Annotated in this window: 18 protein-coding genes, 2 tRNA genes and 1 rRNA gene; 7 read left to right on the forward strand and 14 right to left on the reverse strand. The window is 35.5% G+C overall.

The annotated features are described in order from the left end of the window. Positions 1-103: 103 nt before the first annotated feature. The 3 genes from ACPX19_RS00115 to ACPX19_RS00125 all read right to left on the reverse strand — a co-directional run bounded on the left by ACPX19_RS00115 (position 104) and on the right by ACPX19_RS00125 (position 1949). Positions 104-177: transfer RNA gene (locus ACPX19_RS00115), tRNA-Ala, on the reverse strand. Between the two features lie 77 nt (positions 178-254). Then, positions 255-328, reverse strand: a tRNA-Ile gene (locus ACPX19_RS00120). A gap of 95 nt (positions 329-423) precedes the next feature. After that, positions 424-1949: ribosomal RNA gene (locus tag ACPX19_RS00125) — 16S ribosomal RNA — on the reverse strand. Positions 1950-2427: 478 nt separating this feature from the next. On the opposite strand from ACPX19_RS00125, the gene thrS reads away from it, so the two are divergent. The 4 genes from thrS to rplT all read left to right on the forward strand — a co-directional run bounded on the left by thrS (position 2428) and on the right by rplT (position 5665). After that, positions 2428-4365, forward strand: a complete 1938-nt coding sequence (thrS, locus tag ACPX19_RS00130) for a threonine--tRNA ligase (RefSeq protein WP_426430792.1) — start codon at positions 2428-2430, stop codon at positions 4363-4365. A 36-nt stretch (positions 4366-4401) separates the two neighbouring features. Further along, the gene (infC, locus tag ACPX19_RS00135; RefSeq protein ID WP_426432401.1) at positions 4402-4953 is read left to right on the forward strand and encodes a translation initiation factor IF-3; all 552 of its coding nucleotides are present in this window, start codon (positions 4402-4404) and stop codon (positions 4951-4953) included. A gap of 70 nt (positions 4954-5023) precedes the next feature. Beyond that, on the forward strand, positions 5024-5221 hold the full coding sequence (rpmI, locus tag ACPX19_RS00140; RefSeq protein WP_426430793.1) for a 50S ribosomal protein L35: 198 nt from the start codon (positions 5024-5026) through the stop codon (positions 5219-5221). Between the two features lie 99 nt (positions 5222-5320). Continuing rightward, the gene (gene rplT, locus ACPX19_RS00145) at positions 5321-5665 is read left to right on the forward strand and encodes a 50S ribosomal protein L20 (protein WP_426430794.1); all 345 of its coding nucleotides are present in this window, start codon (positions 5321-5323) and stop codon (positions 5663-5665) included. 75 nt (positions 5666-5740) lie between these two features. Here rplT and ACPX19_RS00150 read toward each other — a convergent pair whose 3' ends face one another. From ACPX19_RS00150 to tgt, 11 genes are all read right to left on the reverse strand, one after another. Next, entirely contained in the window at positions 5741-6163 is a 423-nt protein-coding gene (locus ACPX19_RS00150; protein ID WP_426430795.1) for a secondary thiamine-phosphate synthase enzyme YjbQ, read from the reverse strand. Between the two features lie 5 nt (positions 6164-6168). Continuing rightward, positions 6169-6447: an EF-hand domain-containing protein gene (locus ACPX19_RS00155; protein WP_426430796.1), complete on the reverse strand. Its 279-nt coding sequence runs from the start codon at positions 6445-6447 to the stop codon at positions 6169-6171. 53 nt (positions 6448-6500) lie between these two features. After that, positions 6501-7685 carry an asparagine synthetase B gene (locus ACPX19_RS00160; RefSeq protein ID WP_426432402.1) on the reverse strand — a complete coding sequence of 395 codons (1185 nt, stop codon included), beginning with the start codon at positions 7683-7685 and terminating at the stop codon, positions 6501-6503. A 146-nt stretch (positions 7686-7831) separates the two neighbouring features. Further along, entirely contained in the window at positions 7832-8563 is a 732-nt protein-coding gene (locus ACPX19_RS00165) for a sulfotransferase family protein (protein ID WP_426430797.1), read from the reverse strand. Next, positions 8550-9467, reverse strand: a complete 918-nt coding sequence (locus tag ACPX19_RS00170) for an aminotransferase class IV (protein ID WP_426430798.1) — start codon at positions 9465-9467, stop codon at positions 8550-8552. The genes ACPX19_RS00165 and ACPX19_RS00170 overlap by 14 nt, the downstream gene beginning before the upstream one ends. Before the next feature lie 59 nt (positions 9468-9526). After that, positions 9527-10561, reverse strand: a complete 1035-nt coding sequence (locus ACPX19_RS00175) for an AI-2E family transporter (protein ID WP_426430799.1) — start codon at positions 10559-10561, stop codon at positions 9527-9529. Between the two features lie 72 nt (positions 10562-10633). Next, a complete protein-coding gene (gene dnaB, locus ACPX19_RS00180) occupies positions 10634-12163 on the reverse strand; it encodes a replicative DNA helicase (RefSeq protein ID WP_426430800.1) in 1530 nt (509 codons plus the stop codon). 169 nt (positions 12164-12332) lie between these two features. After that, positions 12333-13286, reverse strand: a complete 954-nt coding sequence (locus tag ACPX19_RS00185; protein ID WP_426430801.1) for an acetyl-CoA carboxylase carboxyltransferase subunit alpha — start codon at positions 13284-13286, stop codon at positions 12333-12335. Positions 13287-13335: 49 nt separating this feature from the next. Continuing rightward, positions 13336-14244 (reverse strand): DMT family transporter, encoded by a 909-nt coding sequence (locus tag ACPX19_RS00190; protein WP_426430802.1) that lies wholly within the window; start codon positions 14242-14244, stop codon positions 13336-13338. After that, entirely contained in the window at positions 14231-15307 is a 1077-nt protein-coding gene (locus ACPX19_RS00195) for an LptF/LptG family permease (RefSeq protein WP_426430803.1), read from the reverse strand. The genes ACPX19_RS00190 and ACPX19_RS00195 overlap by 14 nt, the downstream gene beginning before the upstream one ends. 3 nt (positions 15308-15310) lie before the next feature. Continuing rightward, a complete protein-coding gene (gene tgt, locus ACPX19_RS00200; protein WP_426430804.1) occupies positions 15311-16441 on the reverse strand; it encodes a tRNA guanosine(34) transglycosylase Tgt in 1131 nt (376 codons plus the stop codon). 166 nt (positions 16442-16607) lie between these two features. Between tgt and ACPX19_RS00205 the strand changes: the two genes are divergently transcribed. The 3 genes from ACPX19_RS00205 (at position 16608) to ACPX19_RS00215 (ending at position 19080) form a co-directional block, all read left to right on the forward strand. Continuing rightward, the gene (locus ACPX19_RS00205; RefSeq protein ID WP_426430805.1) at positions 16608-17453 is read left to right on the forward strand and encodes a transketolase; all 846 of its coding nucleotides are present in this window, start codon (positions 16608-16610) and stop codon (positions 17451-17453) included. Between the two features lie 19 nt (positions 17454-17472). Continuing rightward, the gene (locus tag ACPX19_RS00210; protein ID WP_426430806.1) at positions 17473-18426 is read left to right on the forward strand and encodes a transketolase family protein; all 954 of its coding nucleotides are present in this window, start codon (positions 17473-17475) and stop codon (positions 18424-18426) included. A 63-nt stretch (positions 18427-18489) separates the two neighbouring features. Beyond that, positions 18490-19080, forward strand: a complete 591-nt coding sequence (locus ACPX19_RS00215) for an outer membrane beta-barrel protein (RefSeq protein WP_426432404.1) — start codon at positions 18490-18492, stop codon at positions 19078-19080. Positions 19081-19090: the final 10 nt, after the last annotated feature.

Below are 19090 nucleotides of genomic sequence, written 5' to 3' on the forward strand. Positions count from 1 at the left end.
AGTTATAATTGCTCGTTACAATTATTAATTTTATTAAATATTTCTATCTAATTTTCATGTATCTTTTTCAATATGTCAATGAACTCTTAACCTTTCGGTCTTGTGGAGAATACCGGAGTCGAACCGGTGACCTCCTGCGTGCAAGGCAGGCGCTCTAGCCAGCTGAGCTAATTCCCCATATACTAGTAGTTAGTATATAGTAGTTAGTAGTTAGTCCAACTACCCACTCAACTTCTAGAATTTCCTTTAATTAGTAGTCTCAGGCAGACTCGAACTGCCGACCTCTACATTATCAGTGTAGCGCTCTAACCAGCTGAGCTATGAGACTCTACTTAATTATTGATATCTTAAATTAACAGCAAGAGAACAGAACCAAATGTTTCCCTATATCTTGATAGCTTCCTATCAGTCGTCTTTCTCTAGAAAGGAGGTGTTCCAGCCGCACCTTCCGGTACGGCTACCTTGTTACGACTTAGCCCTAGTTACCGATTTTACCCTAGGCCGCTCCTTGCGGTGACGGACTTCAGGCACTCCCAGCTTCCATGGCTTGACGGGCGGTGTGTACAAGGCCCGGGAACGTATTCACCGCATCATGGCTGATATGCGATTACTAGCGATTCCAGCTTCACGGAGTCGAGTTGCAGACTCCGATCCGAACTGTGATAGGCTTTATAGATTCGCTCCTTCTCGCGAAGTGGCTGCTCTCTGTACCTACCATTGTAGCACGTGTGTAGCCCAGGACGTAAGGGCCGTGATGATTTGACGTCATCCCCACCTTCCTCACGGTTTGCACCGGCAGTCTTGCTAGAGTTCCCGACATTACTCGCTGGCAACTAACAACAGGGGTTGCGCTCGTTATAGGACTTAACCTGACACCTCACGGCACGAGCTGACGACAACCATGCAGCACCTTGTAGATGGTCCGAAGAAATAGCTGTCTCCAACTAATGCAATCTACATTTAAGCCCTGGTAAGGTTCCTCGCGTATCATCGAATTAAACCACATGCTCCACCGCTTGTGCGGGCCCCCGTCAATTCCTTTGAGTTTCATTCTTGCGAACGTACTCCCCAGGTGGGTCACTTATCACTTTCGCTTAGCCACTCAGACCGAAGTCCGAACAGCTAGTGACCATCGTTTACGGCGTGGACTACCGGGGTATCTAATCCCGTTCGCTCCCCACGCTTTCGTCCATCAGTGTCAATATATTGTTAGTGATCTGCCTTCGCAATCGGTATTCTATGTAATATCTATGCATTTCACCGCTACACTACATATTCTAACCACTTCACAATAATTCAAGACTAGCAGTATCAAAGGCAGTTCTACAGTTGAGCTGCAGGCTTTCACCTCTGACTTACCAATCCACCTACGGACCCTTTAAACCCAATGATTCCGGATAACGCTTGCATCCTCCGTATTACCGCGGCTGCTGGCACGGAGTTAGCCGATGCTTATTCTTACGGTACCGTCAGCCACCTACACGTAGGTGGGTTTCTTCCCGTATAAAAGCAGTTTACAACCCATAGGGCAGTCTTCCTGCACGCGGCATGGCTGGATCAGGCTTTCGCCCATTGTCCAATATTCCTCACTGCTGCCTCCCGTAGGAGTCTGGTCCGTGTCTCAGTACCAGTGTGGGGGATCCCCCTCTCAGGGCCCCTATCTATCGTTGCCATGGTGCGCCGTTACCGCACCATCTAGCTAATAGAACGCATACTCATCTCTTACCGCCGAGGCTTTAATCCAAATAACATGCGAAATTTGGATTCCATGGGGTATTATTCTTCGTTTCCAAAGGCTATTCCCCAGTAAGAGGCAGATTGTATACGCGTTACGCACCCGTGCGCCACTCGTCAGCGAAAAAGCAAGCTTTTCCCTGTTACCGTTCGACTTGCATGTGTTAGGCCTGCCGCTAGCGTTCATCCTGAGCCAGGATCAAACTCTTCATCGTTAAATCTTTAAGTCCTAAGACTTATTTCTCTAACAACCGATAGGAATTCTCCGGTACTCTAAATGATCTATTCTCTTGTTATTACCAACCGTTTCCGGTCGGTATTTACGCTGTCAATTCAATATGTTAATGAACTTTTTCTCTTCGCTTTTTAACTCGTTTCCTCGTTAAGCGGGTGCAAATATAAAACCCTTTTTTTATTCCCACAACATCTTTGCAAAAAAATAATTTATTTTTTTTCGGTGCCTGTATATGGGAATGAACTCGACCCCTCTTTCCGGCACGATGCACCTCTTTAGGGGCCGCAAATATAAAACCCTTTTCATTACCACCAAATACTTTTAGGCTATTTATTTGTGAAATGTTTTATTGGTCTAAATTCCAACTCATTGGATTAAGCTAAATTTTATTAAAAACATCACTTTGTCCTTAATATATATAGGCATATCTTTGTGGGCTAAATTTATATAAATTACTAATGATTAAAATTACTCTACCTGATGGTTCGGTTAGATCTTTTGATAAAGATGTAACTCCTTATGAAGTGGCTGTAGATATTAGCGAAGGTTTTGCGCGTAATGTTATTTCAGCAAAATTCAACAATACTATTGTTGAAACTACCACTCCATTAACCACTGATGGTAGTCTTACTTTATATACGTGGAGAGACAACGAAGGAAAGAAAGCCTTTTGGCATTCTTCAGCACATGTTTTAGCACAAGCATTGGAAGAACTATATCCGAATGTAAAACTTTGGGTTGGGCCTGCTATTGAAAATGGTTTTTATTATGACGTAGATTTAGGGGATGATTCAATTTCAGAAAAAGATTTCAAAGCTATTGAGAATAAAATGATGGAAATTGCTAGAGGCAAACATGATTTCAAAATGCGTGAGGTTTCTAAAGCTGATGCTCTTTCTTATTATAGAGGTAAAAATGATTATAAAGTTGATCTTATCGAAAACTTAGAAGATGGCTCTATAAGTTTCTGCGACCATTCTACTTTTACAGATTTGTGTCGTGGTGGTCACATTCCGAATACTGACATCATTAAAGCTGTAAAACTATTAAGCGTTGCTGGTGCTTATTATAAAGGTGATGAAAATGAAAAACAATTAACTAGAGTTTACGGCATTTCATTTCCTAAACAAAAAGAGTTAACCGAATATCTTCACCTATTAGAAGAAGCCAAGAGAAGAGATCACAGAAAACTTGGTAAAGAATTAGAGCTTTTTACATTTTCGCCAAAAGTTGGTCAAGGCCTTCCCCTTTGGTTACCTAAAGGAGCTGCATTACGTGAGCGTTTAGAAAACTTCTTAAAAGCTGCCCAGAAAAAAGCTGGATATGAAATGGTAGTTACACCACATATAGGAAGTAAAGATTTATATGTAACATCTGGTCACTTTGCAAAGTATGGTGAAGATAGTTTTCAACCTATAAATACTCCGGCTGAAGGTGAAGAATTTTTATTAAAACCTATGAACTGCCCTCATCATTGCGAAATATATAATAACAGACCTTATTCATATAAAGAATTACCTAAGCGATTTGCTGAATTTGGTACTGTTTACAGGTATGAGCAAAGTGGAGAATTACACGGTCTAACCCGTGTAAGGGGATTTACTCAAGATGATGCACATATTTTTTGTACACCAGATCAATTAGACGCAGAATTCAAAGAAGTTATAGATTTGGTACTGTATGTGTTTGGTTCTTTAGGGTTTGAAAACTTTACAGCCCAAGTATCTTTGAGAGATCCTGAAAAACCTGAAAAATATATAGGCAGTGATGAAAATTGGGAAAAAGCCGAACAAGCAATTTTAAATGCCGCTAAGGATAAAGGCCTTAATTATGTTGTTGAAACCGGTGAGGCTGCATTTTATGGGCCTAAATTAGACTTTATGGTTAAGGATGCATTAGGTCGTCAATGGCAATTAGGCACTATTCAGGTAGATTACAACCTTCCTGAGCGTTTTGATTTAACTTACAAAGGTAGTGACAATGAACTTCACAGACCTGTAATGATACATAGAGCACCTTTCGGTAGTATGGAACGATTTGTTGCTATTTTGCTAGAACATACAGGCGGGAATTTCCCTCTATGGCTTATGCCAGAGCAAGCTATTATATTGTCTGTAAGTGAGAAATATGAAAAATACGCTGAAAAAGTTTTAAATTTGCTAGAAAATAACGAAATTCGCGCCCTTGTAGATAACAGAAATGAAACTGTAGGAAAAAAAATAAGAGAAGCAGAAATGCAAAAATATCCCTACATTATAGTTGTTGGCGAGCAAGAAGAAAAAGATAACACTATTACTGTAAGACAACACGGAGGTGAAGATCTTGGTACAATAAGTGTTAGTGATTTTTCTAAATTGATCAATAAAAAAATTAATGAAAGCTTAAAAAGCTTTTAATGAATAAAGTTTAATTAAAAAAAATAAGCCATAGCAATACGTAGAAACAGAAAGGATTATAATAAACGAGAATCCCAAGAGGATAAACATCGTATAAATTCAAAAATTAGAACTGAAGAAGTTCGATTGGTAGGTGAAAATGTCGAAGTTGGCATTTACCCTATCAAAAAAGCATTATCCATGGCTGATGAGCAAGGATTAGATCTTGTTGAGATTTCGCCAAATGCAAATCCTCCTGTTTGTAAGATTATGGATTATAAGAAGTTTCTTTACGAACAGAAGAAGCGTGAAAAAGTTTTAAAAGCTAAAGCTACTAAAGTTGTTGTAAAAGAAATTCGATTTGGTCCTCAAACTGATGACCATGATTATGAATTTAAAAAGAAACATGCTGAGAAGTTCTTAAAGGATGGTGCAAAACTTAAAGCTTTTGTATTTTTTAAGGGACGATCAATAGTATTCAAGGAACAAGGACAAATCTTATTATTAAGATTAGCACAAGACCTTGAAGAGTATGGTAAAGTAGAACAAATGCCAAAGCTTGAAGGTAAGCGAATGATAATGTTCATAGCTCCTAAGAAGAGTAAATAAGAAAAAAACCACCTACGCTAAAGCCTCGGTGGATAACGATAAGCGAAACGTAAATTAAACCTAGGACAAAATGCCTAAAATGAAAACAAAATCAAGTGCTAAGAAACGTTTCAAACTAACTGGCACTGGTAAGATTAAAAGAAAGCACGCTTTTAAAAGTCACATCTTAACAAAGAAGTCTAAAAAGCGTAAGCTAGCGTTAACTCATGACACAACTGTACATGAGTCTGACGAGAATAATGTTAAATTAATGCTTCGTATGAAGTAATAATTTAACCGGTTAAACAATTTATAAACCCTGGAGTTAGGCAAAATTATTTAGCAAGTACCAATTCTTGGTCGCCTACTACAAAAAACAATTAAAGAAATGCCAAGATCAGTAAATTCAGTTGCGAAAAGAGCTAGAAGAAAAAAAGTTCTTAAGCAAGCAAAAGGTTACTTTGGAAGACGTAAAAATGTCTGGACAGTAGCAAAAAATGCGGTTGACAAAGCGATGTTATACTCGTATAGAGACCGTAAAAACAAAAAAAGAACATTCCGCGCGTTATGGATTATGCGTATTAATGCAGGTGCAAGACAACACGGAATGAGCTATTCGAAGTTTATGGGGAAATTAAAAGCTAATAATATAGAATTAAACCGTAAGGTTCTTGCAGATTTAGCTATGAATCACCCTGAAGCTTTTGAAGCAATAGTAAACAAAGTAAAGTAAGGCTTTTAGCCAAAATTAATAACAACATTTCGCTTAACAAAAAATCCGATTCTAACGAATCGGATTTTTTGTTTTTTAGCTTCCGAAAGCTGTTATAACCAAATTTCTACCTGAAGCATTGTTTCTGTGTTCACAGAGGTATATTCCTTGCCAAATACCTAAGTTTAATTTGCCATTTGTGATTGGTATTTGAACTGAAACTCCCATTAAAGATGCTTTAATGTGTGCTGGCATATCATCTGCACCTTCATAGACATGCTTATAATAGGATAAATTTTCTGGAACTAAATTGTTTAAATGACTTTCAAAATCCAATCTAACTGTTGGGTCTGCATTCTCATTTATTGTTAAACTTGCTGAAGTGTGCTTTATAAAAACTTGCAACTGACCAATATTTATCTTTTCAATTTCAGGAATTGCTTTAAGGATATCTTGGGTTATAATATGAAAACCTCGATTATAAGGCTTTAATCTAACTTCCTTTTGAAAAAATTCCATTTAACCTATTTTGAATCATCTGAAATTTCATCAATAGCATATTTAAATTCCTGCCAATTAATAAGTTCATCTCCGTCTTTATCGTACCCCTCAATTAATTTAGAAGATACAATACCTCTGAGAAAACCACTGATTTCTGCCTGCTTTAATAGTGTTTTTATTTCATCCTTAGATAATTTTCCATCGCCATCTTCATCAAAAAATAAAAATGCTTCTTCTGGTGTTCTAAAGTGGTTTGTTATTAAAATTTGAATTTTATTAAGTATTTGTTCTTTCGTAGACATTCTTTAAATTTTTGAAATTGATTAGCTCAAGTTAATATTCAAAACACTAATAATCAAGTCTTCTGCTTCTTTTTCTTAGCTGCTGGGAACAATACATTGTTGAGTATTAATCTATAACCAGGAGATGTTGGGTGCAAGTCTAATTCTGTTTTAGGGTCTCCTACTCTATGGGTATAGTCCTCAGGATCGTGACCACCATAAAAAGTAAAGAATCCTTTTCCCTTAATTCCGTGAATGTATTTAGCCTCACCATTGGTTCTATTTTCTCCCATAACTAAAACATTCGATTTTATTTCGTTTCGCGTAAATGACGTAGTTTGTCCCATAAAACCTTTAACCAAAGAGGTATGGTTTTGCGTCAGCATCGTTGGAATCGGATCCCATTTAGCAGAATATTCCATTAAAGAAAAGTAATCGGTTTTAAATGGTATTTGGCGTTTTTGGGTCATATCTATTGAAGAAAACTCATAGACATTAGGACTACGTTCCAGAATAAAATCTTTGAAAGCAAAAGTTTTGGAATAATCAATCTTATTTTGGTAGCCAGGATCACTTCCATCACCATCAAACATTGGTTCACAAATGTCAACACCCTCAGCAGATAAAGCAATATCAAAACTATCGGTTGCAGAACACATGGCAAACATAAAACCACCACCTACTACATAATCTCTAATTTTCAGAGCTATAGCTAATTTTGCTTCAGAAACTTTATCGTAACCTAGCTTATTTGCTAATTCTTCTGCCGCTTTTTTTTCTTCAATATACCACGCTGCCGAACGATACGTTCTGTAAAATTTTCCATACTGACCTGTAAAATCCTCGTGATGAAGGTGCAACCAGTCATATAATAAAAGTTCGTCCTTTAATACTTCTTCATCATAAATGGTTTCGTAAGGAATTTCTGCATAGGTCAAAACCATCGTTACCGCGTCGTCCCAGGGTTGTTTGCCATAAGGTGTGTAGACTGCAATCTTAGGTGCTTTTTCTAACACGACCGCTTCTTGGTTTACAGCTGGACTTGCAATTTCATCTAAGATTTCTTGTGCTTTGGTATCTGAAATCACTTCAAATGACACACCTCTGATTTGGCACTCGCGTTGAATGATCTCAGCATCAGGCAACAAAAAAGATCCGCCTCTGTAATTCAGTAACCAGTTTACTTTAAGTTCCCGTTCTAGAGTCCAGTAGGTAACACCATACGCTTTTAAATGATTTTTCTGAGATTCAGCATCCATAGGAATTAAAATGTACGAAGCGTGTACACTAATACTAAGAAATAATCCAAATAATATGAAGAATAATTTTTTCAAGTTCATAGATTTAGAACGAAATATAACCAAATTTTAGTCTATTATCGTTCATTTTATCATTCTTTTAAGAGCTAAATGGCGTATTCCATTAGTTTATTGTAATGTGGTAAACATTCTTCTAGAAGCGGATTTAAATGGGATGGAAAGTCCTCTTCTTTAGGCATATATTTTTGAAATCCACTCGATTTATGAACATTATGGTACCAATATTTTGCCCAAATACCATCTTCTTCTCGCTTTTGCGGTTTCCACGATAGCATAGCTTTTTCAAAAGGAATTTCAGCAAATGCACAGAGTTTTCTCAACGCATCTTCAGGATTTTTTAGTACTTGTTTAGAGTTTAAAACTTTGAAAGGAATATTATGTTGTTCGAAATAATTTAAAAGATCGATATGAAGCTGATAGCCCACATCATTTAACGTAGGATTATTTATAACTTTGTCGAAAGAAGGCAACATATCTACTGGGTCTCTAGTAAGAATAATATTGATGGTGCCTTTCATAAAACTACGATCTAAATCCAAAAGATGATGCGTCATATGCTTAAAAAACAGGACTGGCTTCTCATCATTGTTTAGCATCATTTCTACTACCTTTTCACCATCAGGTTCCATAGTATTCATTATATCTACTGCACCTGGATGATAACTTTGTGCTTCGGGATAGTTCTTTAAATAATAAGCATAAAGAGGCTCATCAAATACTTTTGTATCTAATCGCTGGGCAAAGGAATACATCAACGCAGTAGAAATATTCCTTGGGCCAGACCACAAACAAATTCGTTTTATGTTATCCTTTGGCAACTTCACTTTCGATTAAATTTTCGTATAAACCACTTAATTTTCTTGTCATTTCCCCAAATTTACCTTCACCAATCTGCCTTCCATCAATCTTTGTTACTGGTGTTAATCCACCAAAGGTTCCTGTTACAAAGGCTTCATCTGCACCATACACATCAAATAAGGAAAAGTCTTTTTCAACACATGGAATTCCGTTAGAATTACATACCTCTATAACCTTAGCTCTGGTGATGCCATTCATACAATACTTGCTTGTAGATGTACACACTTCTCCATTTTTTACCATAAAGAAATTTGTGGCATTACACGTGGCTACAAATCCGTTGACATCTAACATTAACGCTTCGTCTGCACCAGCTTCAATGGCTTGTATTAGTGCTTGCACTTCGTGTAACTTACTATGACAATTCAACCTAGGATCTAAGTAATCTGGCGAGCCTCTTCTAATAGTGCTAGTGAACAATGTAATTCCTTTTTCTTTAGACTCGTTTGAAGCTTTTTTATACTCTGGAATAATAACCACATTAGGTCCAAAAATCGTTAAACGAGGATCTTGGGATGGTGTCTTTTTTATGCCTCGTGTTACCATAATCCTGACGTGAACTCCGTCTTTCATAGTATTGGCATTGAGTGTATTCCACACTTTTTCAGTCAATTCGTCTTTAGTAAATGGCAATGCCATTCCAACTGTTTTTGCAGACTGCCATAATCTATTAAGGTGATCTTCTAAAAACACTAAAACACCATTGTGCAATCTTAGGGCTTCCCAAACTCCATCACCTACTAAATAGCCGCTGTCAAAAACTGAAATTTTGGCTTCATTTCTTGGAAAAAGTTGATCATTTATGTAAATAAGAACTTTATCATTTCTAGAGTCTTCCTGAGCGTTGTGCGTACCGTGAACCATAATTTTAAGTTTATGGTAGAAAGATACTTAAAATTACAATTCTTGAAACTCCTAGAAACTTAATCTAACTTAGTTTCATTGCCCGAAAGCAAACTTGCTATAATTTTAGTGCTTGGAAATTGCTCTAAAATAATTTTGATGAAAACCGTTATAGGAATCGCCATAATCAATCCTGGAATTCCCCATAAAAATCCCCAAAACATCAACATTACGAGAACTGCAATGATATTTATTGAAAATGATTTTCCCATAAATATGGGCTCTAAAATGGCACCAAAAACTACCTGAACCAACGTTATAGAAAGTATAAAAAAGAACAACGTACTGGTTGGATCTAACTCAACAAAAGCAAAAATTGAAAGTAATATTACTGAAATAAAAGAGCCTACCATTTGCACAAAGTTAATCGCAAAGGCAAATAAACCCCAAAATATTGGAAAACTAACATCGAAGAACACACACATCAAACCTGTAAACAACCCTGTTAAAGCACTTACCAAAAACTTTACCTTTATGAATTTTATTAAATCTTTTTCAATCTTCATGAAGGCTTTAATCGAGGTGTGTTTTTGTTTTAAAAGCGTGTTATTAAGAAGATTATGAACGTTTATAGATTCACCCAACCACAATACCACAAAAAAGGCTGTCATAAGAAGTGTGGTTAAAAACGTTCTTAAAAACCCAAAAGTTGAACCTAAATTTTCTTTTTCAAAAAATTGAGCTAAAAAGTTTTTGTCTTGTTCAAATTCAATACCGAAACTATCGGATAGATACACCTTTAAATCTGCCAATTTTCCTTCTGCCTTGGGGATAAATTCAGATTTTGTAGCTAGTATTTCTTTGCTAGATAGCTTAATTAATTCTATCCCTAAGTAGACACAAGTAGATACTAATAGCAAAACCACTATGATACTCATTATTTTTGGAACCTTTCTTCTCCCTAATTGACGCATCAGAGGCAAAAACAACAATGCAATAAACATTGAAAAAATCAATGGAATAAAGATAAAGGACAAGACTTTAAGTAAATAAAATACTAAAGGGATAACAATTATAAACAACAAGATATTTGTTGTGCGTCTTTGGTCTAACATGAGGCAATTTTCTTCTTAATAACCGAACGTAAAGATACGTTAAAAAAGAAGCTAGTAAATTATAATTTGCTGTTAAAAAGGCACACCATCATCCTCCGGATCATCAAAAGCATCAGAAGCTGAAGGGAAGTTATCTGGCTTAAAGGTATCGTCATTAGCTGCCGCATTCAATTTAGATTGGAATTCAAAAGGCGTATCAAAGTCATCCAAATTATCAAACTTACCTAAATGACCGATAAACTTCAATCTGATGTTGTCCAAACCACCATTCCTGTGCTTGGCTACTATGAACTCACCTTGTCCTTCGGTTGGTGAACGCTCTTCATCATCCCATTCATCTATCTTGTAGTATTCTGGTCTGTAAATGAATGATACAATATCAGCATCTTGCTCAATAGCTCCAGATTCACGTAAATCTGAAAGGAGAGGTCGTTTGCTACCTCCACGAGTTTCAACAGCACGAGATAGCTGCGACAATGCAATAACAGGAACGTTGAGCTCTTTTGCTAAGGCTTTAAGGTTACGAGAAATCATAGAAATTTCCTGTTCACGATTTCCGCCTTTTTGACTTCCTCCAGCAGTCATCAGTTGCAAATAATCTATCATGATTACCTTAATATCATATTGAGATGCTAATCGACGTGCTTTTGCTCTTAAATCGAAAATTGAAAGCGATGGTGTATCATCAATAAACAACGGAGCTTTTTCTAAAGTTTTCACCTTTACATTAAGTTGCTCCCATTCGTGTTTTTCTAGCTTTCCTGTTCTTAATTTTTCAGAAGACAACCCTGTTTCGCTAGAAATTAAACGTGTAATAAGTTGTACCGAAGACATCTCTAATGAAAAGAAAGCTACAGCCTGATTAAAATCTACGGCAATATTTCTTGCCATTGTAAGCGTTAATGCTGTTTTACCCATACCAGGACGTGCAGCAACAATAATCAAATCACTTGGTTGCCAACCTGAGGTTAATTTATCAAGCTTATCAAAACCTGTTGGTATACCACTTAATCCCTCTTTATTTGATATTTCTTCAATTTTCTTTTTAGCCTGTATTACTAAGCTTTGAGCCGTTTCTGTAGATTTTTTTACGTTGCCCTGTGTAACTTCATAAAGTTTGGCTTCAGCGTTATCTAAGAGGTCGAAAACGTCTTTTGTTTCATCATAAGCATCTTCAATAATTTCGTTAGAAATTTTAATTAAACTACGTTGAATAAACTTTTGAAGAATGATACGAGCATGAAACTCTATATGTGCCGAAGAGGATACACGTTGTGTTAAAGAAATGAGATAAAAATCACCTCCAACTAAATCTAATTTTTGATCTTTCTTTAGTTGCGCTGAAACGGTTAATAAGTCAATTGGTTCACTGCTTTCAAATAATTTGAAAATAGCTTCAAAGATGTATTTATGGGCATCTTTATAAAAAGCTTCTGGACTTAAAATATCTATAACCTCATCAACACCTTTTTTATCAATCATCATCGCTCCAAGCACAACTTCCTCTAAATCAATAGCTTGAGGCGGTATTTTTCCTTTCTCTAAGCTGATTATAGTGCTTTTATCGACTTTATATCCTTGTATTGGGTTAGGTTGCTTCATAAGTAACAAAAGTAGTTAAATAGTATCGATGAAATGCGTTTTGACCCATCTGCAATCTCAACAGTTCATTAACAATCTAACTGTTAATAACTTTAATATATTGTTAATAGTGATAAAAAAAACCGAAGACTTAACTTCAGTTTTTTTTAGTTGCTTATGTCTGTTGTATTTAGTCTTTATAGACTCCCATTTCTTCGTATTTAGCCATACGGTTTTTTACTAATTGTTTTGGTGATAAGTTTTTTAACTCTTCATAAGAACTTACTATTGCATCTCTCACAGCTGAAAATGTTTTTTCTCTATCTGTATGAGCGCCACCTAAAGGTTCTTTAATTATTTGGTCTACAAGCTTCATGCGTTTCATATCCTTAGCTGTTAACTTTAGTGCTTCTGCAGCCTGCTCTTTATATTCCCAGCTTCTCCATAATATAGATGAGCATGATTCAGGGGAAATTACCGAATACCAAGTGTTTTCTAGCATCATCACTTTGTCACCTACACCTATTCCTAGTGCACCACCAGATGCTCCTTCACCTATTATTACGGTGATTATTGGAACTTTTAAACGACACATTTCTAAAATGTTTCTTGCAATAGCTTCTCCTTGCCCTCTTTCTTCAGCCTCTAAACCAGGATAGGCACCAGGTGTATCAATTAAGGTTACTACAGGGATTCCAAACTTTTCAGCAGATTTCATAAGACGCAATGCCTTGCGGTAACCTTCAGGATTAGACATTCCGAAATTTCTATACTGTCTAGTCTTGGTATTATATCCTTTCTGTTGACCTATAAACATATATGTTTGGTCACCAATCTTACCCAAACCACCAATCATTGCCTTATCGTCCTTAACATTTCGATCACCATGTAGTTCTAAAAATGAATCCCCACATAGCGCTCTTATGTGATCTAAAGTATATGGCCTGTTGGGATGACGCGATAACTGAACTCGTTGCCAAGCCGTTAGGTTTTTGTAAATCTCTTTTTTGGTTTCAGCTAATTTTTTCTCAATCTGTTTACAAGTTTCTGTTACATCTACATCACTCTCTTCACCAATGATCTGGCACTTTTCAAGCTGTTCCTCTAGTTCTTTTATAGGTAATTCAAACTCTAAATATTCCATACAATTTGAAGTTAGTTTTTAGTTAGTTAAGTTTACAAATATACAAACTTCAATTGTTAACAGGTATCTTTTTTCGTTTTCGTGCTTTACTGTTTTTCAATATAGCATCCAACAGTACCATAGATATTATTAAAGCTGCACCTAGATAAAATTGTGGTGACATTTTTTCGGTTTCTGGAAATAGAAACAATGCTAAAACTATACCATATATTGGCTCTAAATTATAGGTTAGAATTACCGTAAAAGGGCTTATATATCTCATAACCTCTACTGCTCCTACAAATGCATATGCTGTACATACTGAAGCTAAAATGAAAATATAAATCCAATCCATTTGAGAAAGCGCAAAGAATTTCTCATTGAAATGAATACCTGAAAAATGTATAAATAGACTCAAAAACAAAACACCACTGATAAACTCATAAAATGAAATAACCGTTGCGTTGTATCGCTCTATAAACCGTCCATTGATAACAGCAAATAACGTAGAAAAAAGTGCAGATAGTAATCCTAGTATTATGCCGTTTATATATTTTAATTCGCTGCTTGTAATTAAAAACACTCCTAAAATTACTACTAAACCAAAGAGTATTTCATAAATCAAAATGCGTCTTTTAAAAAAGATAGGTTCTATAAATGACGCAAAGAAAGCTCCCGATGAAAACATGGCTAATGCTATTGAAATATTAGATTGCTTTATGGATTCAAAAAAAGTAATCCAATGTAGAGCAATTATGACACCTGCTGCAGAAAACTTGAGGATTGTTTTTCTACTTACTTTAATATTAAGTTTAATGATTTTTATATAAATCAACATTAAAACCGCTGCAATTGACATTCTATACCAAACAATTGCTGTAGCTCCAGCGGATATCTCTTTGCCTAGAATTGCTGTAAAACCAGCTATAAAAACCAGAAAATGTAAATGAAGGTAATCCTTTAGTCTAGCGTTTGGCATTCTGTAGAAGATATACAGCTAAAATACCAAATATTACATTAGGAAACCACACTGCAATAACTGGTGAGAAATTAGATTGCTCTGCCATTACACCAAATATTTTATCGAAAAAGACATAAATCATGGCAATCGCAATACCAAATGCCAAATTAACACCCATACCACCTCTCCGTTTTACAGAAGATACTGCCACTGCAATTATGGTTAATATAAAAATGGATACAGGTAAACTCCACTTCTTTAATTTTACTACCTCATATCTCCCAATATTAGGTGAACCTCGTCTTTTTTCTGCATCTATAAATTTGAGAAGCTCTTCATAAGATTTTGTTTCTGCTGCATACTCAACAGGTGTTAAATCCTCAAGCTCAAAAGGAAAAATCGTATCTTTTCTCCGTTCTTTCTCTATAGTTTCAATACCATTTTCAAAACTACGTTTAACATATGATGTTAGTCTGTAGCTACTATCTTTTTCTATGAATCTAATGTAATCAGCAAAGATTTTATATTTTAATTCATTCCCTTCAAAATGCTCATAGGTAAAGTTACTTCCCGAGTTGGTTTTAGGAACAAAGCTACTTACATAGATATAGTCATTATCATTTATTTGTTGATAGACATCTCTTGTCTTTTGTATACTTTTATGCTTTTTAAGGTACTTATATTTAAACTCATTAAAGCCTTGACTTGCAATTGGTGCTAAATACATCCCTAAAACTAAAGCAATAGATGCTACAATAGTAGCTCCTATCATATAAGGTCTTAAAAATCTTGAAAATGAAACACCTGAGCTAAGGAAAGCTACAATTTCTGTGTTATTTGCTAATTTGGATGTAAACCATATGACTGACAGAAACAAGAACAAGGGAAATAAAAGATTTGCGAAATACACAGTAAAGTCTACATAGTAAGATGTAACTTCACCAAAAGGCGCCTCGTTTTCGATAATTTTTCCAACTTTTTCTGCCAAATCTACTGTAATTCCAATTGGAATAAATAGCAATAACATCATTAGAAATGTTAACAAATAACGCTTTAGTATGTACCAATCTAAGATTTTCACCTACTATAATCTTTTATCCATTTGTTTAACCATCATTTCTTTCCATACTTTAAAATCACCTTCAATGATGTGTTTTCTTGCCTCTCTTACCAACCACAAATAAAATCCTAAGTTATGAATTGTAGCAATTTGCTTACCTAATAATTCATTAACCGAGAATAAGTGTTTAAGATATGCTTTACTATATTCTGTATCTACATAGGTGATTCCCATTTCGTCTATTGGCGAAAAATCTTCAGCCCATTTTTTGTTTTTAATGTTTATTGTACCATGCGCAGTAAATAGCATACCATTTCTGGCATTTCTTGTTGGCATTACACAATCAAACATATCTACACCTAACGCAATGTTTTCTAAAATATTGATTGGAGTTCCAACTCCCATCAAATACCTTGGTTTATCTTCTGGCAAAATATCGCAAACCACCTCAGTCATAGCATACATTTCTTCTGCAGGCTCACCAACAGATAAACCTCCTATTGCATTTCCTTGTGCACCTACATTAGCTATATACTCAGCTGATTGCATTCTTAAATCCTTATAAGTACTTCCTTGTACAATTGGGAAAAATGTTTGTTCGTAACCATACTTAAATGGTACTTTTTCCAAATGCAACATACAGCGATCCAACCAACGGTGAGTCATATGCATTGAGCGTTTTGCATAGTTATAATCACACGGGTAAGGTGTACACTCATCAAACGCCATAATTATATCCGCACCAATAGAGCGTTGAATTTCCATAACATTTTCTGGTGTAAATACATGGGAACTACCATCAATATGCGATTTAAACTTTACTCCCTCTTCCTTAATCTTTCTATTTGCTGATAAAGAATATACCTGATATCCACCTGAATCGGTTAGAATATTACGATCCCAATTCATAAATTTATGAAGTCCTCCTGCCTGTTCTAGAATTGAAGTTTGAGGCCTTAGATACAAATGGTAAGTGTTACCAAGAATGATGTCTGAATTAATATCATTTTTTAATTCTCGCTGATGTACACCTTTTACTGTACCAACGGTGCCAACAGGCATAAAAATTGGTGTTTCAATAGTACCATGATCAGTAGTAATAACTCCTGCTCTTGCCTTAGTTTCTTTATCTTTTGCTAAGCAATTAAATTTCATAAAAGTAAGTCTGGTGGCAAATATAATTAACTCTAATACATTGGAGTCTTAATTAAATTCAAAAATTGTTAGTAATTCTTCAAAATCGTTAATAAATGGCACTATTCGACTTTTGAATGCGACTTACAAAAAGTTATTTTTGCAGCATTAATTTAAGCTCAAAAACATGTCTAATATTAAACAATTAGAAGATTTAACTACTCAGGTTCGTAGAGATATTCTACGCATGGTTCACAAAGTAAATTCTGGTCATCCCGGCGGATCACTAGGTTGTGCAGAATTTTTTGTTTGTCTTTACAATGAAATAATGGAAACCAAAGATGGTTTTGATATGGATGGTATTGGAGAAGATTTATTTTTCTTATCAAACGGCCACATTTCACCAGTATATTACAGTGTACTCGCAAGAGCTGGTTATTTTCCAATTGATGAATTAAATACATTCAGATTAATAGACTCAAGATTACAAGGACACCCAACAACTCACGAAGGTTTACCAGGCATTAGGATTGCGTCTGGTTCTTTAGGGCAAGGAATGTCAGTAGCTATAGGTGCTGCTGAAACCAAAAAGTTAAATAAAGACAATCATCTTATTTATAGCCTTCATGGTGATGGTGAATTACAAGAAGGACAAAACTGGGAAGCTATAATGTATGCTGCGGGAAACAAAATAGACAATCTAATTGCTACTGTAGATTTAAACGGTCAACAAATTGATGGTTCTACTGATAACGTTTTACCAATGGGTAACATTAAAGCAAAATTTGAAGCTTTTGGTTGGACTGTTTTAGAAATAGAAGAGGGTAACGATATTGAAGCCATACTTAAAGGCATGAAAAAAGCCAAATCCCTAACAGGAAATGGCAAACCTGTATGTGTATTGTTAAAAACTGTTATGGGCAATGGTGTAGATTTTATGATGCACACACACGCATGGCATGGAAAAGCACCAAACGATGAGCAATTAGCAAGCGGATTAGCCCAAAACGCAGAAACTTTAGGAGATTATTAATCAGCAATCAAAACATAGAATGAAAACATATACAAATACAGGAAGTAAAGATACACGCTCTGGTTTTGGAGCTGGATTAACAGAGTTAGGACAAACAAATGAAAATGTTGTTGCACTTTGTGCCGACCTGACCGGATCTCTTAAAATGGATGATTTTAAAGCAAATCACCCTGAACGTTTCTTTCAAGTTGGTATAGCTGAGGCCAATATGATTGGCATGGCCGCTGGTATGACTATAGGAGGTAAAATTCCTTTTACTGGTACATTTGCCAATTTCTCAACAGGTAGAGTTTATGACCAAATACGCCAGAGTGTAGCTTATTCTCATAAAAATGTAAAAATCTGTGCTTCACATGCTGGTGTTACACTAGGTGAAGATGGAGCTACACATCAAATTCTTGAAGACATCGGATTAATGAAGATGCTTCCTGGAATGACTGTGATTAATACTTGTGATTACAACCAAACTAAAGCTGCAACTTTAGCTATAGCAAAGCATCACGGTCCTGTATATTTAAGATTTGGCCGTCCTAAAGTACCTAATTTCACACCAGAAAATGGTGAATTTGAAATTGGAAAAGCAGTAAAGCTAACTGACGGTAATGATGTAACCATAGTAGCAACTGGTCATTTAGTTTGGGAAGCTCTAGAAGCTGCTAAAGAATTAAATGAAAATGGAATTAGTGCAGAAGTAATAAATATTCATACCATAAAACCACTTGACGATAAAGCTATTTTAGACTCTGTGTCTAAAACAGGCTGTATTGTTACTGCTGAAGAACATAACTATTTAGGTGGTCTTGGAGAAAGTGTTGCTAGAGTTTTAGCACTTAATAAGCCAACACCTCAAGAGTTTGTTGCTACAAAAGATACATTTGGTGAATCTGGCACGCCTGAACAACTCTTGGATAAATATGAGTTAAATAGTGCTGCAATACAAAAAGCAGCAAAAAAAGTCCTAAAAAGAAAATAACTTCATTTTGGAAACGTTTTTGATATTATATACCTAATCTTAAAAACGAACATTATGAAAAATTTGAAAAAGACAGCATTTTTTGCTGTTATTCTTGCATTCATTGGACTAAGTGCTAATGCTCAAAAAGGAAGTGCTTTTGGTTTTAAAGCTGGCTTAAATTACAGCGCAAATGGTGATTATTTCGAGTCCATTGGTGACAATGCTAAAAATCCAGATCGAAATATTGGCTATCATATAGGTCTTTTCGGAAAAATTGGTGATAGGTTATACTTTAGACCGGAACTCTTTTATACAACTACCAAAAGTGATTACGACAGCAATACTTTTAATGTGAAGAAAATAGATGCACCGCTTTTGGTTGGTATGAAGGTCATAGGACCAGTAAGTGTATTTGGAGGACCTTCTTTACAATATATTTTGGATACAGAATTTGAAGGTATCAATATTGATAATATTGAAGACGATTTCTCTGTGGGGCTAAATTTTGGTATAGGTCTAAGTTTTAATAAAGTTGGCATTGACTTGAGATATGAACGAGGTTTTAATGATAATGAGGCCACATTTATTAATAACAATTTAGGCACTGGTGTTGCCAGTAGAATAGATACTAGACCAGATCAATTGATATTGAGCTTGTCCATAGCATTATAAAATGAAAATA

Source organism: Winogradskyella sp. HB-48 (assembly GCF_049942685.1).
Classification (GTDB): Bacteria; Bacteroidota; Bacteroidia; order Flavobacteriales; family Flavobacteriaceae; genus Winogradskyella.

Bases quoted from the DNA above. Each gene is read 5' to 3' on its own strand.
- ACPX19_RS00160 (WP_426432402.1), bottom strand. From the start codon at position 7,685: ATGGATGCTGAATCTCAGAAAAATCATTTAAAAGCGTATGGTGTTACC.
- thrS (WP_426430792.1), top strand. From the start codon at position 2,428: ATGATTAAAATTACTCTACCTGATGGTTCGGTTAGATCTTTTGATAAA.
- ACPX19_RS00205 (WP_426430805.1), top strand. From the start codon at position 16,608: ATGTCTAATATTAAACAATTAGAAGATTTAACTACTCAGGTTCGTAGA.
- ACPX19_RS00190 (WP_426430802.1), bottom strand. From the start codon at position 14,244: ATGCCAAACGCTAGACTAAAGGATTACCTTCATTTACATTTTCTGGTT.
- ACPX19_RS00170 (WP_426430798.1), bottom strand. From the start codon at position 9,467: ATGGTTCACGGTACGCACAACGCTCAGGAAGACTCTAGAAATGATAAA.
- ACPX19_RS00185 (WP_426430801.1), bottom strand. From the start codon at position 13,286: ATGGAATATTTAGAGTTTGAATTACCTATAAAAGAACTAGAGGAACAG.
- ACPX19_RS00210 (WP_426430806.1), top strand. From the start codon at position 17,473: ATGAAAACATATACAAATACAGGAAGTAAAGATACACGCTCTGGTTTT.
- ACPX19_RS00150 (WP_426430795.1), bottom strand. From the start codon at position 6,163: ATGGAATTTTTTCAAAAGGAAGTTAGATTAAAGCCTTATAATCGAGGT.
- rplT (WP_426430794.1), top strand. From the start codon at position 5,321: ATGCCAAGATCAGTAAATTCAGTTGCGAAAAGAGCTAGAAGAAAAAAA.
- ACPX19_RS00175 (WP_426430799.1), bottom strand. From the start codon at position 10,561: ATGTTAGACCAAAGACGCACAACAAATATCTTGTTGTTTATAATTGTT.
- rpmI (WP_426430793.1), top strand. From the start codon at position 5,024: ATGCCTAAAATGAAAACAAAATCAAGTGCTAAGAAACGTTTCAAACTA.
- ACPX19_RS00155 (WP_426430796.1), bottom strand. From the start codon at position 6,447: ATGTCTACGAAAGAACAAATACTTAATAAAATTCAAATTTTAATAACA.
- tgt (WP_426430804.1), bottom strand. From the start codon at position 16,441: ATGAAATTTAATTGCTTAGCAAAAGATAAAGAAACTAAGGCAAGAGCA.
- dnaB (WP_426430800.1), bottom strand. From the start codon at position 12,163: ATGAAGCAACCTAACCCAATACAAGGATATAAAGTCGATAAAAGCACT.